The 15,474-nt window shown below is 67.4% G+C and carries 12 protein-coding genes; 3 read left to right on the top strand and 9 right to left on the bottom strand.

Features of this window, described 5'->3' with window-relative positions; translation table 11 throughout:
* Positions 1-114: 114 nt before the first annotated feature.
* Positions 115-480, bottom strand: a complete 366-nt coding sequence (gene hisI / locus BLR51_RS24015) for a phosphoribosyl-AMP cyclohydrolase (RefSeq protein ID WP_089851766.1) — start codon at positions 478-480, stop codon at positions 115-117.
* A 68-nt stretch (positions 481-548) separates the two neighbouring features.
* On the opposite strand from hisI, the gene BLR51_RS24010 reads away from it, so the two are divergent.
* A complete protein-coding gene (locus BLR51_RS24010; RefSeq protein WP_089851764.1) occupies positions 549-1,001 on the top strand; it encodes an iron-sulfur cluster assembly scaffold protein in 453 nt (150 codons plus the stop codon).
* Positions 1,002-1,055: 54 nt separating this feature from the next.
* Positions 1,056-2,459, top strand: a complete 1,404-nt coding sequence (locus BLR51_RS24005) for a methyl-accepting chemotaxis protein (RefSeq protein ID WP_089851762.1) — start codon at positions 1,056-1,058, stop codon at positions 2,457-2,459.
* Positions 2,460-2,896: 437 nt separating this feature from the next.
* On the opposite strand, the gene recG is transcribed toward BLR51_RS24005, so the two are convergent.
* The 4 genes from recG to sciP all read right to left on the bottom strand — a co-directional run bounded on the left by recG (position 2,897) and on the right by sciP (position 8,403).
* The gene (gene recG / locus BLR51_RS24000; protein WP_089851760.1) at positions 2,897-4,987 is read right to left on the bottom strand and encodes an ATP-dependent DNA helicase RecG; all 2,091 of its coding nucleotides are present in this window, start codon (positions 4,985-4,987) and stop codon (positions 2,897-2,899) included.
* Positions 4,984-7,242 carry an NAD-dependent DNA ligase LigA gene (ligA, locus tag BLR51_RS23995; RefSeq protein ID WP_089851758.1) on the bottom strand — a complete coding sequence of 753 codons (2,259 nt, stop codon included), beginning with the start codon at positions 7,240-7,242 and terminating at the stop codon, positions 4,984-4,986. Before ligA ends, recG begins: the two co-directional genes overlap by 4 nt.
* Before the next feature lie 66 nt (positions 7,243-7,308).
* Positions 7,309-8,019 carry a response regulator transcription factor CtrA gene (gene ctrA / locus BLR51_RS23990; RefSeq protein ID WP_089851756.1) on the bottom strand — a complete coding sequence of 237 codons (711 nt, stop codon included), beginning with the start codon at positions 8,017-8,019 and terminating at the stop codon, positions 7,309-7,311.
* 99 nt (positions 8,020-8,118) lie between these two features.
* The gene (sciP, locus tag BLR51_RS23985) at positions 8,119-8,403 is read right to left on the bottom strand and encodes a CtrA inhibitor SciP (protein ID WP_089851754.1); all 285 of its coding nucleotides are present in this window, start codon (positions 8,401-8,403) and stop codon (positions 8,119-8,121) included.
* A gap of 137 nt (positions 8,404-8,540) precedes the next feature.
* On the opposite strand from sciP, the gene mnmA reads away from it, so the two are divergent.
* Entirely contained in the window at positions 8,541-9,683 is a 1,143-nt protein-coding gene (gene mnmA, locus BLR51_RS23980; RefSeq protein ID WP_089851752.1) for a tRNA 2-thiouridine(34) synthase MnmA, read from the top strand.
* Here mnmA and BLR51_RS23975 read toward each other — a convergent pair.
* The 4 genes from BLR51_RS23975 to purQ form a co-directional block, all read right to left on the bottom strand.
* Positions 9,677-11,470, bottom strand: coding sequence for a putative bifunctional diguanylate cyclase/phosphodiesterase (locus BLR51_RS23975; RefSeq protein WP_089851750.1), 1,794 nt, complete (start codon positions 11,468-11,470; stop codon positions 9,677-9,679). The two genes, mnmA and BLR51_RS23975, sit on opposite strands and share 7 nt — an antisense overlap.
* Before the next feature lie 130 nt (positions 11,471-11,600).
* A complete protein-coding gene (locus tag BLR51_RS23970) occupies positions 11,601-12,935 on the bottom strand; it encodes a sigma-54-dependent transcriptional regulator (protein ID WP_089851748.1) in 1,335 nt (444 codons plus the stop codon).
* A 55-nt stretch (positions 12,936-12,990) separates the two neighbouring features.
* Positions 12,991-14,754, bottom strand: coding sequence for a sensor histidine kinase (locus BLR51_RS23965; RefSeq protein ID WP_089851746.1), 1,764 nt, complete (start codon positions 14,752-14,754; stop codon positions 12,991-12,993).
* Between the two features lie 46 nt (positions 14,755-14,800).
* Entirely contained in the window at positions 14,801-15,469 is a 669-nt protein-coding gene (gene purQ, locus BLR51_RS23960) for a phosphoribosylformylglycinamidine synthase subunit PurQ (protein ID WP_089851744.1), read from the bottom strand.
* Positions 15,470-15,474: the final 5 nt, after the last annotated feature.

The raw sequence follows: 15,474 nt of genomic DNA, 5'->3' as shown, positions 1-15,474 counted from the left end.
GGGCTCTGCCCCCGTCCGCCACAGGCGGACATGTAAGGTCAAAGGGGGCTCTGCCCCCGTCCGCTGACGCGGACTCCCCCGGGATATTTGGGGCCGCTGGAACGCGCAGGCGGGTCAGGCGTCACGCAGGGGGGTCATGATCTCTGTCTCCTGCCCGTCGCGCAGGGCAGTGTAGAAACAGCTGCGGCGGTTGGTGTGACAGGCGGGGCCGGTCTGCTGCACCAGCGCCAGCAGGCAGTCGCGGTCGCAGTCCAGCCGCAGTTCCACCAGAGTCTGCACATGGCCGGAGCTTTCGCCCTTGATCCAGAATGCCTGCCGCGACCGCGACCAGTAGGTGACGCGGCCCGTCTCGAGCGTGCGCGCCACGGCTTCGGCATTCATCCAGGCCAGCATCAGCACCTCGCCCGTCTCCGCCTCCTGCGCGATGCAGGGGATCAGGCCGTTCTGGTCGAAGGTCAGGGTGGCGGGATCAAACGTCATGGCAAATTCCCTTTTGCAGGAGCGGGGGGCGCACCCTATCTATGGGGGACGCGCCGAAAGGGAAAGCCATGTCTGCCGAAACCGATCTGATCAAGCTCTATTCCACCCGCATTCTTGCGCTGGCGGCCGACATCCCGCGGACCGACCGGCTGGATGCGCCGGAGGCCACGGTGAAGAAGCGTTCGCCCCTCTGCGGATCCACCGTGACCGTGGATCTGGTGATGCGCGACGGGCGGGTCGCCGAGTACGGGCAGGACGTGAAGGCCTGTGCGCTGGGACAGGCGGCGGCTTCGGTGGTGGGCTCGGCGATTGTCGGCTGCAGCGCGGATCAGATCGCTGTGGCGCGCGATGCGCTGCGCGCGCTGCTCAAGGAGGATGGCCCCACCCCGCCCGCGCCCTTTGACGGGCTGGAGGTGCTGCGCCCGGCGGGAGCCTACAAGAACCGCCATGCCTCGATCCTGCTGGCGCTTGACGCCGCGACAGAAGCCGCGGCGCAGATCGAGGCGCGCGCCCGCGCGTAAACCCTGTCTTCACCCTCCCCACGCTATGCCCGTGAGGCAAGCGCGGAGGAGAGCATGAAGGACGAGGCGGAACAGGCGAAGACCGGGCGTTCGCATCCCCTGTCACAGATCACCCGCGATGCCAGCGGGCTGGGCCAGAAGGTGGTGGAGATCGACGCCTTCCTGCAGGCGCTGCAGCAGCGGTCGCGGGACCAGCTGGGCGGGCTGGCCGAGATCGCCAGCGCCACCGACCAGATCGCCGCGCTGACCGGCCGGGTCTTTGCCGCCACCACCAGCATGGCCGAAGGCGCGGAGGCGACGGCGCAGCAGGTCGAGGGATCGCTGGGCCTGCTGGCGCAGTCCGGCGATGCGGCGCGCGCGCTGGCGCAATGGGTGCAGTCGGTGCATGCCGACAATGCCCGCGTCGAGCAGATGCTGGAGGCGGTGAAGCGGTCGAACGGCCAGATCTCCGCCATCGCCACGCAGGTGACCATTCTGGCGGTCAATGCCAAGATCGAGGCGGCCCGCGCCGGGGAGGCCGGGCGCGGCTTTGCCATCGTGGCGGAGGCGATCAACGATCTCAGCCAGCAGACCAGCGGCGCGGTGGCGGCCATTTCCGACACGGTGCGCGGCATGTCGGGCTGGATCGGCGGGCTGAACACCGGGGCGCTGCGCACCTCGCGGGAGGCGGAAAGCATCCTCGCCGGCGCCGAGGAGGCCGACCGCGCGCTGGGCGGCATCCGTGACGGGATCGGGCATCTGCGGCGGGGGACGCGGCAGGTGGCCGAGGATATGGGCGAGGTGCGGGCGGCGGTGGATCATCTGCGCCCGGTGGTGCATGCCACCCATGAGTCGATCGGACGGGTGGCCAAGGGCGTCGAGGATGCCGCGCGCCGCTGCGACGGGCTGATCGACCTCTCCGAAGCGATCCTGCAGCAGGCGGTGGCGCTGGGGGGCACCGGGGCCGACAGCGCGATGATCACGCTGGTGCAGGATCTGGCGCGGCAGATCGCGGGCCTGTTCGCCGCCGCGCTGGCGGAGCGGCGGATAACCGAGGCCGATCTTTTCGACAGCCGCTACCGGCCCGTGCCCGGCGGCGATCCGCCGCAGGTGGTGACCGGCTTCACCCGGCTCACCGACCAGATCCTGCCTGCCGTGCAGGAACCGGTGCTGGCGCGGGATCCGCGAATCGTCTTCTGTGCGGCGGTGGACCGCAACGGCTATCTGCCGACCCATAACGCGCAGTTTTCCCGACCGCTCAGCGCCGATCCGCTGTGGAATGCCGCGCATTGCCGCAACCGCCGGATGTTCAACGACCGGGTCGGGCTGAAGGCGGGGCGCAACACCCGGCCCTTCCTGCTTCAGGTCTATCGCCGGGACATGGGCGGCGGCAAATTCACCATGATGAAGGATCTCTCCGCCCCCATCGTCGTCAACAGCCGGCACTGGGGCGGGCTGCGTCTGGCCTACCGGTTCTGAACCGCTGCGCTACGCTCAAAAAAAACCGCCGCACTCCGGAAGGAGGCGGCGGCAAGGTGCGAGTCTTGTGGGATCAGCGAGCTGCGGCGCAGGTCCGGGGATCAGGCAGCCCGGACCGGGGACAGCGCCACGCATCGGACAGGTGATGCGGCAGCATCGCAACAAGACCGCAGGCAGATCTAGAGTAGCGGTTGATGCAGCGCGCTCAAAAGAAGAACAATCAGGGCAACGACACCAAGCAGATCCTGCACAAGCAGAGCGTGGTCACGGGCGAGTGTGGATTTGATCGTCTTGAACATGGCGTCGTCCTCTCTATACCTGTTGCTTCTTTGTTCCCATATTTCTTAACCTCTGTAAAGCACTTTTTAGGAACATACGCGAACAAATACACAACAGTCGCGGAGAATCGGCCAAATGCCTGTCAGACAGGAAAAAATTCAGCCGACGCTGATCAGCCGGATCGCCTCGTCCTGCTTCATCAGCCACAGCAGCAGCCGAGCCGCCTTGCCGCGCGCGCCCGCAAGGCCGGGATCCATGGCAAGCAGCGTCCGCGCATCGCTCTGCGCCAGCTCCATCAGCCCGAACTGGTGGTCCAGATCCGCCACCCGGAACCGGGGCAGGCCCGACTGCGCCGTGCCGATCAGGTCGCCCGCGCCGCGCATCTCCAGATCGACTTCCGAGATTCGGAACCCGTCCTCGGTCTCGCGCAGCGTGGTCAGGCGCCGCAGCCCGGTCTCGCCCAGAGGCGGCTGGTACATCAGCAGGCAGGTGGAATCCGCCGCACCGCGCCCGACCCGGCCCCGCAGCTGGTGCAGCTGCGCCAGCCCGAAGATTTCGGCGCGCTCCACCACCATGATCGAGGCATTGGGCACGTTCACCCCCACCTCGATCACCGTGGTCGCCACCAGCACCTGCGTGCGCCCGGCGACAAAATCCGCCATGGCCGCGTCTTTTTCCGCAGGCGGCATCTGGCCATGCACCAGCCCCACCACCCGCTCCCCCAGCAGCGCGCGCAGATGGCGGAAGCGGTCTTCGGCAGCGGTCAGATCCGACACCTCGCTTTCCTCCACCAGCGGGCAGACCCAATAGGCCTGCCGCCCCTCGGCCACGGCGCGGCGCAGATGCTCCACCACCTCCTCCATGCGTTCGGTGGAGACGAGCGCGGTGCGCACCGGCTTGCGCCCGGGCGGCTTTTCATCCAGCACCGACACGTCCATGTCGCCATATTGCGCCAGCGCCAGACTGCGCGGGATCGGCGTGGCGGTCATTACCAGCACGTCGGCGCCCTGCCCCTTGCGCCCCAGTTCCAGCCGCTGCCGCACGCCAAACCGGTGCTGTTCGTCGACAATGGCAAGCCGCAGGTCGCGGAAGGCGACATCGTCCTGAAAGACGGCATGGGTGCCCACGAGGATCTGGATGTCCCCCGCCGCCAGCGCCGCAAGCTTGGCGCGGCGCTCGGCGCCCTTGTCGCGCCCGGTCAGGATCTCCACCACCACGCCCGCCGCCTCGGCCAGCGGGGCGAGCCCGTCCAGATGCTGGCGGGCGAGGATTTCGGTGGGGGCCATCATCACGCCCTGCCTGCCCGCCTCCACCGCGATCAGCAGCGCCATGAAAGCCACCAGCGTCTTGCCGGAGCCGACATCGCCCTGCAGCAGCCGGTTCATGCGGTCGGGCGCGGCCATGTCGGCGGCGATCTCGTCCATGGCGCGGGCCTGCGCGCCGGTCGGGCGGAACGGCAGCGCGGCCAGCACGCGGCGGCGCAGCTGGCCGCGCCCCTCCGTCGCCTGCCCCTTGCCGCGCCGCCGGTGGAGCCGTGCCAGCGCCAGCGTCAGCTGATGCGCCAGCAGTTCGTCATAAGCGAGCCGCGCGCGCGCGGGTGCGGTGGCGGCCAGATCCTGCGCCCCCTGCGGCAGATGCGCCAGCGCCAGCGCCGCGCGCCAGTCCGGCCAGCCCTCGCGCGCCTTCAGCGCCGGGTCGATCCATTCCGGCAGTTCGGGCGCGCGGGCCAGCGCATCGGCGGCGGCGCGCGCCATCAGCTTCTGCGTGACCCCGCCGGTCAGCGGATAGACCGGCTCGAAGGCAGGCAGCCGCCCCGCCTCGTCAAGCGGCAGCACATGGTCGGGATGCACCATCTGCGCCGCACCATCGAACCATTCGACCTTGCCCGACACCAGCCGCCGTGACCCTTCGGGCAGCAGCCGGGTCAGATACTCCTCGCGCCCGTGGAAATAGACCAGCTGGAAGCTCTGCTCGGCATCTTCCACCTGAATGCGCCACGGCCGGCCCTTCATGGCGGGTTTCAGATGGCGGATCACCTGCACCTCGACCGTCACGACGCCGGGCAGATCGGCGCCAGCCACGCTGGCGCGGGGCCGCCGGTCGATGCAGCCCTGCGGCAGGGTGTACAGCAGATCCCGCGGCGAGGCGATGTCGAGCCCGGCCAGCGCCTGCGCCGTCTTCGGACCGACGCCGTCCAGCACCTTCGGCTCGGCAAAAAGCGGCCAAAGCAGTTCCGGCCGCCCGCTCATGACCCGATCAGCGCCAGCCAGCCGTCTTCGTCCAGCACCTGCACGCCCAGTTCCCGCGCCTTCGCTTCCTTGCTGCCCGCGCCGGGGCCCGCCACGACGATGTCGGTCTTTTTCGACACCGACCCCGCCACCTTGGCGCCAAGAGCTTCCGCCCGCGCCTTGGCCTCGGCCCGGCTCATCTTTTCCAGCGTGCCGGTGAAGACCACGGTCTTGCCCGCCACCGGACTGTCCTGCGCGACGGCGGGCTCGGCCTTCTCTACGGTCAGATGGGCGACCAGCCGCGCGATGGAGGCGCGCTCCGCCTCCTGCGCAAAGGAGGTCACCAGCGACTCCGCCACCACGGTGCCGATGCCGTCGACCCCGACCAGATCGTCCCAAGCTGCGCGCGACTCTTCGGGCAGCGGCGGATCGGCGGACCAGACCGCGTCGCGCACCGGCGCGATGCGGGCGCGACGGCCTTCAGCGGCGGCGGCGGCGCGTTCCTCCAGCAGTGCGGCCTCGGCGGCGCGATGCCGCTCCATCGCGGGGCGCGCGGCATCCACTGCCAGCAGCAGCGCGTCCCAGCTGCGGAAATGCCGGGCCAGATCGGCGGCGCCCACCTCGCCCACATGACGCAGGCCAAGCGCAAAGATCAGCCGTGCCAGCGGGATGTGCCGCCGTTCCTCGATGGCGTCGAACAGGTTCTGCGCGCTTTTCTCGCCCCAGCCCTCGCGGTTCTTCACCTGCTGCATGCCGGAGCCATAGCGGTCCTGCAGGGTGAAAATCTCTGCCGGTTCGCGGATCCAGCCGTCGCGATAGAACTGCTCCACCTGTTTGGCGCCGAGCCCTTCGATGTCGAACGCCGCGCGGGAGACAAAATGTTTCAGCTTTTCGACCGCCTGCGCGGGGCAGATCAGCCCGCCGGTGCAGCGCCGCACCGCATCGCCGGGCTCGCGCACCGCTTCGGATTCGCATTCCGGGCAGGTGGCGGGAAAGACGTAAGGCTCCGCCTCGGCGGGCCGCTGTGCCAGATCGACATCGGCCAGTTTCGGAATCACGTCGCCCGCGCGATAGACCTGCACCCAGTCGCCGACACGGATGTCCTTGCCGTCGCGGATCGGGGTGCCGGTGGCATCGCGCCCGGCGATGTAATCCTCGTTGTGCAGCGTGGCATTGGCGACGACGACGCCGCCCACCGTCACCGGGGTCAGCCGCGCCACCGGTGACAGCGCGCCGGTGCGGCCCACCTGAATGTCGATCGCCTCCAGCCGGGTCCAGGCCAGTTCGGCGGGGAATTTATGGGCGATGGCCCAGCGGGGCGTGGTCGAGCGGAAGCCAAGCCGCCCCTGCAGCGCCAGATCGTTGACCTTGTAGACCACGCCGTCGATGTCATAGCCGAGCGTGGCGCGCTGCGTCTCGATCCGGGCGTAATGCGCCAGCAGCGCGTCTGTGTCGGGGCAGATCCGGGTCAGAGGGTTTGTCTGGAATCCCAAGGCGTTGAGCCTCTCGATCGCCTCCATCTGGGTCTGCGCCAGCGGCTCTGACAGCTCACCCCAGGCATAGGCGAAAAAGCGCAGTGGCCGGTCGCGGGTGATGGCGGCGTCAAGCTGGCGCAGCGATCCGGCGGCGGCATTGCGCGGATTGGCAAAGGTCTTGGCCCCGCGCGCCGCCTGCCGGTCGTTGAGCGCGGCAAAATCGGCATGGCTCATATAGACCTCGCCCCGCACCTCCAGCACGTCAGGGGCATTGGCGAGCCGTTCGGGGATGTCATCGATGGTGCGGGCATTGGCGGTGACATTTTCACCTTCGGCGCCGTCGCCCCGGGTGGCGGCCTGCACCAGCACGCCCTGTTCATAGCGCAGCGACAGCGACAGGCCGTCGATTTTCGGCTCGGCGGTATAGGCGAGATCATCGCTGCCAGACAGGCCCAGATAGCGGCGGATGCCAGCGTCAAAGGCCTGCACTTCTTCGGCATCAAAGGCATTGGACAGCGACATCATGCGCTGCGCATGCCGCACCTTGGCAAAGCCCTCGGCCAGAGCAGCACCCACCTGTTCGGTCGGGCTGTCCTCGCGTTTGAGCTGCGGAAACTGCGTCTCGATCGAGAGGTTGCGCAGCTTCAGCCGGTCATAGACGTCATCCGGGATCTTCGGAGCGTCTTCGGTATGATAGGCTTGGTTCGCCTCCGCCAGTTCCCGGGCCAGACGGGCCAGTTCTTCCCGCGCCTCGGCCTCTGTCAGAGCCTCCACCGGCTTTTCCGCCATTCCCTGCGCCATGGCCCCATCCTTGCTGACGTCGTTTTGCCAGAGTGATAGGGCGCGCGCCCCGCGGCGTCCAGACGCTCAGCCGTTTACCGCAAACTGCTGGTCGGCACGCGGGTCGGGATCGCGCAACACATAGCCGCGGCCCCAGACGGTTTCGATGTAATTCTCGTCGCCCGTCGCCTCTGACAGCTTCTTGCGCAGTTTGCAGATGAACACATCGATGATCTTCAGCTCGGGTTCGTCCATGCCGCCATAAAGATGGTTGAGAAACATCTCCTTGGTCAGGGTCGTGCCCTTGCGCAGGCTCAGCAGCTCCAGCATCTGATATTCCTTGCCGGTCAGATGCACGGCCTTGCCGCCCACCTCCACCGTCTTGGCGTCGAGATTGACCGACACCTTGCCGGTGCGGATCACCGACTGCGAATGCCCCTTGGACCGGCGGATAATGGCGTGGATTCGGGCCACAAGTTCGTCGCGGTGAAAGGGCTTGGTCATGTAATCATCGGCGCCGAAGCCGAAGCCCTTGATCTTGTTGTCCGTGTCATCAGAGCCGGACAGGATCAGAATGGGCGTGTTGATGCGGGCCAGCCGCAGCTGCCGCAGCACCTCGTGCCCATGGATATCCGGCAGGTTCAGGTCGAGCAGGATCAGGTCGTAATCATAGAGCTTCGCCAGATCGATGCCTTCTTCCCCCAGATCGGTCGCATAGACATTGAGGTTGGCATGGGTCAGCATCAATTCGATGCTTTTCGACGTGGTCGGATCGTCTTCAACGAGGAGGATTCGCATGACTGTCTCCGCTTTTGAACTGTTACGCCGACCCTGTCGGAAATAGGTTAATGCTTCTTTACCGGAGACGGGAATGATTTCCTTCCGATTTGCGCCGATTTACTCGGAAACGCTGCGGAATCTCTGCACCAGAGTGGCCTTCAGCGCCTCCTCGCCATGGGCGGTCACGGCGCGCATCCATTCCTGCAGTTCCTCCTCGCTCAGACCGTAGCGGTCCTGCGCCTGCACCTCTGACAGCAGCCCGTAGCGCACCGCGCGCACCACGGCGGCCTTGCGCGAGGCGACCCAGCGCCGCGTCTCCGGCGGGGGCAGATCGGCACGGGTCATGATGCTGCCGTCAGGCAGCGTCACCGCGCGTGGACCGTCGACTTTTTTCAGATACATGGCCGTCATCCTGTTCATGCAGGGATGCCCCGCAGAACGTCATTTGACCGCCCGGCCTTTAACGCTGTCTAAAACCCACTCTTGAGAGTAGGACGCATTTTCCTATATTCCTGCGGGATTCCCGAAAGGTGACTGCCATGCCCCTCGATACGCAAAAGCTCAACTCGCTCGGCCTGCCGAAGCCGCCCGCAGAAACGCGGGTGGTCGTGGCCATGTCCGGCGGCGTCGACAGTTCCGTCGTGGCTGCGATGCTGGCGGAAGAAGGCTATGACGTGGTGGGTGTCACGCTGCAGCTTTACGACCATGGCGCCGCCTTGGCCAAGAAGGGCGCCTGCTGCGCGGGGGTCGACATTCACGATGCGCGGCGCGTGGCCGAACAGATGGGCTTTCCGCACTATGTGCTTGATTACGAAAACATCTTCAAGGATGCAGTGATCGAGGAATTTGCCGAAAGCTATCTGGGCGGCGCCACGCCCGTGCCCTGCATCCGCTGCAACGAGCGGGTGAAATTCAAGGATCTGCTGGAGACGGCCAAGGATCTGGACGCCGACTGCATGGCCACCGGCCATTACATCCAGCGCAAGCTGGGCGAGCACGGGCCGGAGCTGCACAGCGCCGCCGATGCCAATCGCGACCAGAGCTATTTCCTGTTTTCCACCACGCCCGACCAGCTGGAATTCCTGCGATTCCCGCTGGGCCATCTGCAGAGCAAGGCTGAAACCCGCGCATTGGCGGCAAAATACGGGCTGACGGTGGCGGACAAGCCCGACAGTCAGGACATCTGCTTTGTCCCCGACGGCAATTATGCCGGGGTGATCGAGAAGCTGCGGCCCGGCTCGGTGGCCCCGGGCGAGATCGTGCATGCCGACGGGCGGGTGCTGGGCCATCACAAGGGCGTGATCCACTACACCATCGGCCAGCGCCGCGGGCTGGGCATCGGCGGGCTGGACGAGCCGCTTTACGTGGTCAAGCTGGACGTGGACAGCCGCCGCGTCGTGGTGGGCCCCAAGGAGATGCTGTCGACCCGCACCGTCCCCGTGCGCGAGATCAACTGGCTGGGCGACGTGCCGCTCGCCTCGCGCACCGAATGGCATGTCTCCGTCAAGGTGCGCTCCACCCGCCCCCCGCGGGAGGCGATCCTGCGCGCGCGGCCCGACGGCACCGCCGAGGTCGAACTGCTGACCCCGGAAGAAGGCGTCAGCCCCGGTCAGGCCTGCGTGTTTTATGAAACCGGCGGCACCCGCATCCTTGGCGGCGGCTGGATCTGGCGCGGCTACTGAGCCGCCGTCATCAGGTCCGACAGCCGGTCCAGATCGTAACTCAGCGGCGCCGTGGCCAAGGCTGCGGCGTCAAGCGCTGCGGCAAAGACATGGCCCTGCCCGGCATCACAGCCCATCAGGCGCAGACAGGCCAGCTGTGACGGGGTTTCGATGCCTTCGGCCACGACACGGCAGCCGATGCGCCGCGCCAGCCCCAGCACCGCCTCGATCACCGCGCCGTCGCGCGGGGTGCGACCCAGATCGCGCACAAAATGCCGGTCGATCTTCAGCACGTCGACCGGCCATCCCGCCAGATGGCGCAGCCCGCCATAGCCCATGCCAAAATCATCCAGCGCGATGCGCGCGCCCCTGCGGCGCAGATCGGCCAGCGCGCGGAACACCTGTCCTTCGGGTTCGCCCAGCATGATGCGTTCGGTCACCTCGATGGTCAGCGCCTCCCAGCCCATGGCGGCGGCGGCCAGCGCCGTGTCGAGATCGGACAGGAACCCGGGGTTCAGCAGGTCAAAGGAGGTGACGTTGAGCCCGAGGCTCAGCCGCTGGTCCTTGGCGCAGAATCCCGGCGTGCCGCGCACCGCTTCCAGCGACTGCAGCAGCATGCTGCGGGTCAGGGTCGCGGCCAGATCCTGATCCTCGAACACGGCGGCGAAGGATCCGGCGGCCAGCGGATCGCGGCCCGGCTGTTTCCAGCGCGCCAGCACCTCGTAGCCGGTGCAGCGCCCGGTCTGCAGGTCGACGATGGGCTGAAAATGCGGCAGCACCTCGTCCCCGGCCATGGCGCGGGCAAAGCGGCGCGACAGATCCCGGGGCACGAAAGGCTGCGGCGCCAGCGCGTCAAAGATCGCATGCGTGCCCCGCCCCGCATCCTTGGCCGCATAAAGAGCGGCATCCGCCAGCTTGAACAGCGTCACATAGTCGGTGGCCTGCGCCGGAAACAGGCTGGCCCCCATGCTGACGCGCCCCAGATCGGGCTTGCCGGTCAGGCTTGCCGCACGCTGCACCGCATCGCGCAGCCGCAGCATCAGCGCCTCGGACCAGCCAAGCGCGCCGGGATCCAGATCGGCAAAGACCCCGAATTCATCCCCGCCGATCCGTCCCACCACGGCACCTTCGGGCGCACAGCCCGCCAGCGCGCCGGAAATCATCCGCAGGTAGCGGTCGCCGAACTGATGACCGTAAAGATCGTTGATCTGCTTGAAATGGTCGATGTCGAGCAGGATCAGCACCGCAGGCTGCGCTGTCTCCCCCAGACGGTCCCGCACCTTGCGCTCGAAAGAGGCGCTGTTTTCCAGCTCGGTCAGCGGGTCGATCTGTGACAGCCGCTGCAGCCGGGCGACGCGCAGCGACATGTCCCGCAGCTCCCGTTCCAGCCGCAGCCGCACTGCGGTGGCGTCCAGCAGCGCCGCCGCGATCCGCGCCACCTCCTGACACATCACGCTGCCCCGCCCGCCCCAGCGGGCCGCCTCGAACACCAGCGCCATGGCCCCCAGCACGCGGCCCCGCGCGCTGCAGAGCGGCAGCGCCACCAGCACGCGGGGATGGCCCGACAGATCCTCGCGCACCACAAGGCCGGAACTGTCGGCATCGCAGGGCTGTGCGCAGACCTGATCCAGCATCTGGTCCAGCGCGCGCCCCGTGCCGCAGTCGGGCAGACGGGAGGTGACCGGCGCGCAGAGCCGGTCCGGCTGTGGCGCAAGGCGCAACGCGCAGAACCACGCGCCGCACAAAGGCTCCGCCGCCGCCTGAATCATCGCCGCCAACCGCTCCAGCTCCGCCGCGGCGAAGGCCATGCCTGCCGCGTCGGCCTGATGCCCCGATGCCCCTGAACCGCCCAAATCCCCGCCTTCCCCCCCGACCCCAGTCGCGGGGCAAGCCTGCGGGACGAGGCCTTAAGAAAGGGTAAACGGCCCCCCTGCGCCGCTAGAGATAATCGGCGCGTTGCAGGTTATACTTGGCCATCTTCTCGTTGAGCGTGCGGCGCGGCAGACACAGCTCGTCCATCACCGCCGAAATCGAGCCCTTGTGCCGCCGCATGGTGTTGTCGATCAGCATCCTCTCGAACGCCTCGACATATTCCTTGAGCGGCTTGCCTTCGGTGGTCATCACCGGCTGCATGTCCTCGTGGTCGTTCATCAGCAGCGAGGCGATGGTGCCGGTGCCCCGGCGCGACTGCAGCACGGCGCGTTCGGCCAGATTGATGAGCTGACGCACATTGCCCGGCCATGGCGCCTGCAGCAGCTGTGCCGCCTCCTGTGCGCTGACCTGCGGGGCGTCGCAGCCATATTCATCGGAAAACTGGTCAGAGAACCGGGTGAACAGCGTCAGGATGTCCTCGCCGCGCTGGCGCAGCGGCGGCACGGTGATCTTCAGCGCCGCCAGCCGGTAATACAGATCAGGGCGCAGCGCGGTTTCGCAGGTGCGGCCCTCGTCCTGCAGGTTGCAGATGGCGATGATCCGGGTTTCGGGCGGCGTGCCCTGATCGTTGATCACCGACAGCAGCCGCGCCTGCGCCGCATCCGACAGCGATTCGATGTCTTCCAGCACCAGCGTGCCGCCACGGGCCTCCTCGATGGCGGGCAGACGGCTGTCATCGGGCTGCATCGGCCCGAACAGCCGCTGCAGCAGCGCGTCCTGATCCATCGCGGCACAGGAAATCAGCACGAATTTCTTGCCCGCGCGCGATCCCACCGCATGCAGCGCATGGGCGATCAGCGTCTTGCCGGTGCCGGTCTCGCCATCGATCAGCACATGGCCATCGGCCTGACCCAGATCCAGCACGTCCTCGCGCAGCCGCTCCATCGCGGGGCTCTGGCCGATCAGCTTGCGCATCAGCTGGCCGCCATCGGACAGCTCGCGCCGCAGCGCTCGGTTGTCCAGCGTCAGGCGGCGGGCATTGGTGGCCTTCTTGGCCAGTTCCGACATGCGGTCGGGATTGAACGGCTTTTCAAGGAAATCAAAGGCGCCGATCCGCATCGCCTCCACCGCCATCGGCACGTCGCCATGGCCGGTGATCATGATGACCGGCAGGGCGCTGTCGCTGCCCATGAGCTTTTTCAGGAACTGGATCCCGTCCATGCCGGGCATGCGGATGTCGGAAATCACGATTCCGGGGTAATCCGGCCCAAGCGCGCCAAGCGCCTCCTCGGCGCTGGAAAAGGTCTCTGTGTCGTAGCCCGACAGCGCCAGCCACTGGCTGATCGACTGGCGCATGTCCTTCTCGTCGTCCACGATGGCGATCTTCATGGCTTTTGTCATTGTTCTGGGTCGCCTTTCTCAGGTCGTCACGTCGTCATCCGGCTGGGCCGGCGGGTCATTCCGCAGCTTCGCTTGTTTCGTTCAAGATAGGCAGCTGCATCTCGAAAACAGCCCCCCCGTCGGATCCGTTCCGCGCGGTCAGGCGTCCGCCAAGCTCGGTCACGATCCCCGAAGAGATGGCGAGCCCCAGCCCGGTGCCCTCTCCGGGCTGCTTGGTGGTGTAGAAGGGCTCGAACAGCGATTCCAGATCCTCGATGCCATGGCCGTTGTCGCGCACGCTCAGCGTCGCGGTCTCGCCGCTGGCCAGCAGGATCTCGATCTCGGGCTGGGCCACGGATTTGGTGGCGTCGATGGCATTGCGCAGCAGGTTCACCAGAACCTGTTCGATGCGCATGCGGTCGCCCATCACCCGCACCGGGCGATCAGGCAGGATCTTGGAGATGCGCACCCGCCGCGCCTTCAGCTGCGGCTCCATCATTGACAGCGAGGAAGCCAGCGCCTCGCCCATGTCCACCGGGCTGAACTGCGCCTGCCCCTTGCGGGCGTAGCTTTTCAGCTGCCGGGTGATGGCGCCCATGCGGTCGATCAGGTCATCGATGCGGGCAAAGGCGGTCATCGCCTCTTCGGGGCGGTTGCGGCGCAGCAGCAGCCGGGCCCCCGCGAGATAGGTCTTCATCGCGGCCAGCGGCTGGTTCAGCTCGTGGCTGACCGCCGCCGACATCTCGCCAAGGGCGGCCAGCTTGGAGCTTTGCTCCAGCGTCTGCTCGGCGGCGGAGAGATCCTTCTGCACCTTCTCGCGCTCCGCGATCTCGCGCTGCAGCCGGGCGTTGAGCCGCCGCAGCTCGGCGCTTTCGCGCTGGAACAGCGCCATGCGCAGCGCGGTCTTGCGCGACAGCGCGTAAAAGGCCAGCGCCGCCAGCAGCGCAAAGCCCATGATCTCCAGCGCCAGCACCGCGTTCACCCGCTCGCGGACCGAGGCATAGGTGGTGAAGGTCGCCATGGTCCAGCCACGGAACGGGATGCGCCCGTCGATGCGCATCACCGCCTCGCCCTTGAGGTAGGCGTCAGCAGGCAGCGCGGTCCAGTCGGCGGTGGCCTTGATGGCGCGTTCGATGGCGCTTTCGGGGGGCTGGCGGCTCAGCGCCTCGGTCATGGTCAGCCCGCGCCAGCGCGGTTCGGTCGCCAGAATGATGGTGCCTTCGGAATTCATCACCGCCACCGCATCGGTGATCCCGGCCCAGGCCCGTTCGAACTTGGCCAGATCCACCTCCACCACGATGACGCCGATCACGTCATTCTGGCTTTCCAGCCGCCGCGAATAGCTGAAGGCATAGCCCCCCGCCTCGCGCGCCTTGATGGTGAAGACGGTGGTGTTGGACCGCAGCGCATCCACATAGGAGGGCTCGTTGCGGTGGTTCTGGCCAAGCCGGTTGCGGTCGGTGGCGGCCACCGTGCGCCCGTCCTTGTCCAGCAGCATCAGCGAGGCAGCGCCGATCTCGTCGACATAGCCGATCAGCCGCTGGGTGGACTGGCTGAAATCGCCGGAATTCAGCGCCCCGATCAGCGCGGGATCCCGCGACAGCAGCTGTGGCACGATGGCGTTGCGGCGCAGCTCCGACAGGATGTTGCCGGAATAAAGCGCCAGCCGCAGCTCCGCCCGGTTGCGCGTCGCGGTGGTGGAGCGGTCGGTGAGCAGGACATTGGTGGTCCAGACGGTGATCACCGCCAGAACCAGCAGCACCAACAGCGCCACCCGCACCCGCCAGCTGAGCGGGTTCGAGCGGTGCTGGTCCGTCCGGTCTGGGCTGGAATGCGACATGGCGGCCAATCTACGCGCCGCGCCGCCGGGTCTCAAGCCGCGCGGCTCAGGCTTCGGCCAGCGCCTCGCCCAGATGGGCGAAAAGGCGCGCACCGTCGGTATTGCCCTGCGCGGGCACGCAGGCGCGCTCGGGATGCGGCATCATGCCCAGCACCCGGCGGTTCTCCGACAGGATGCCCGCAATGTCGCGCGCCGCCCCGTTGGGGTTGGCGACATAGCGGAAGGCGACGCGGCCCTCGCCCTCCAGCGCGTCCAGCGTGGCGGCATCGGCGGTGTAATTGCCGTCATGATGCGCGATCGGCACCGAAATCACCTGCCCCGCCTCATAGCCGCGGGTATAGACCGACTGGCTTTCCGCCACCTGCAGATCCACCGTCCGGCAGATGTATTTCAGCCCGGCATTGCGCAGCAGCGCCCCCGGCAGCAGCCCGGTCTCGGTCAGGATCTGGAAGCCGTTGCACACGCCCAGAACGTAGCCGCCGCGCGCGGCATGGGCCTTGACCTCGTGACAGATCGGGGAATTGGCGGCGATCGCCCCGCAGCGCAGGTAATCGCCAAAGGAGAAGCCGCCCGGCAGGCCCACGATGTCGATGCCCGCAGGCAGCGCCGTGTCCTTGTGCCAGACCATCTCCACCTCGATCCCGGCGGTCTCGAAGCCGGTCTTCATGTCGCGGTCGCAGTTGGACCCGGGGAAGACGATGACGGCGGCTTTCATGGGCG

Origin of the sequence: Salipiger marinus (assembly GCF_900100085.1) — a bacterium.
Taxonomy (GTDB): Bacteria; Pseudomonadota; Alphaproteobacteria; order Rhodobacterales; family Rhodobacteraceae; genus Salipiger; species Salipiger marinus.
The sequence above is the reverse complement of the archived record's forward strand: the minus strand, read 5'-3'. Positions and strand labels throughout refer to the sequence as shown.

Bases quoted from the DNA above. Each gene is read 5' to 3' on its own strand.
- ctrA (WP_089851756.1), bottom strand. From the start codon at position 8,019: ATGCGAATCCTCCTCGTTGAAGACGATCCGACCACGTCGAAAAGCATC.
- sciP (WP_089851754.1), bottom strand. From the start codon at position 8,403: ATGTATCTGAAAAAAGTCGACGGTCCACGCGCGGTGACGCTGCCTGAC.
- BLR51_RS23975 (WP_089851750.1), bottom strand. From the start codon at position 11,470: ATGGCCTTCGCCGCGGCGGAGCTGGAGCGGTTGGCGGCGATGATTCAG.
- ligA (WP_089851758.1), bottom strand. From the start codon at position 7,242: ATGGCGCAGGGAATGGCGGAAAAGCCGGTGGAGGCTCTGACAGAGGCC.
- hisI (WP_089851766.1), bottom strand. From the start codon at position 480: ATGACGTTTGATCCCGCCACCCTGACCTTCGACCAGAACGGCCTGATC.
- BLR51_RS23965 (WP_089851746.1), bottom strand. From the start codon at position 14,754: ATGTCGCATTCCAGCCCAGACCGGACGGACCAGCACCGCTCGAACCCG.
- BLR51_RS24005 (WP_089851762.1), top strand. From the start codon at position 1,056: ATGAAGGACGAGGCGGAACAGGCGAAGACCGGGCGTTCGCATCCCCTG.
- BLR51_RS23970 (WP_089851748.1), bottom strand. From the start codon at position 12,935: ATGACAAAAGCCATGAAGATCGCCATCGTGGACGACGAGAAGGACATG.
- BLR51_RS24010 (WP_089851764.1), top strand. From the start codon at position 549: ATGTCTGCCGAAACCGATCTGATCAAGCTCTATTCCACCCGCATTCTT.
- recG (WP_089851760.1), bottom strand. From the start codon at position 4,987: ATGAGCGGGCGGCCGGAACTGCTTTGGCCGCTTTTTGCCGAGCCGAAG.
- purQ (WP_089851744.1), bottom strand. From the start codon at position 15,469: ATGAAAGCCGCCGTCATCGTCTTCCCCGGGTCCAACTGCGACCGCGAC.
- mnmA (WP_089851752.1), top strand. From the start codon at position 8,541: ATGCCCCTCGATACGCAAAAGCTCAACTCGCTCGGCCTGCCGAAGCCG.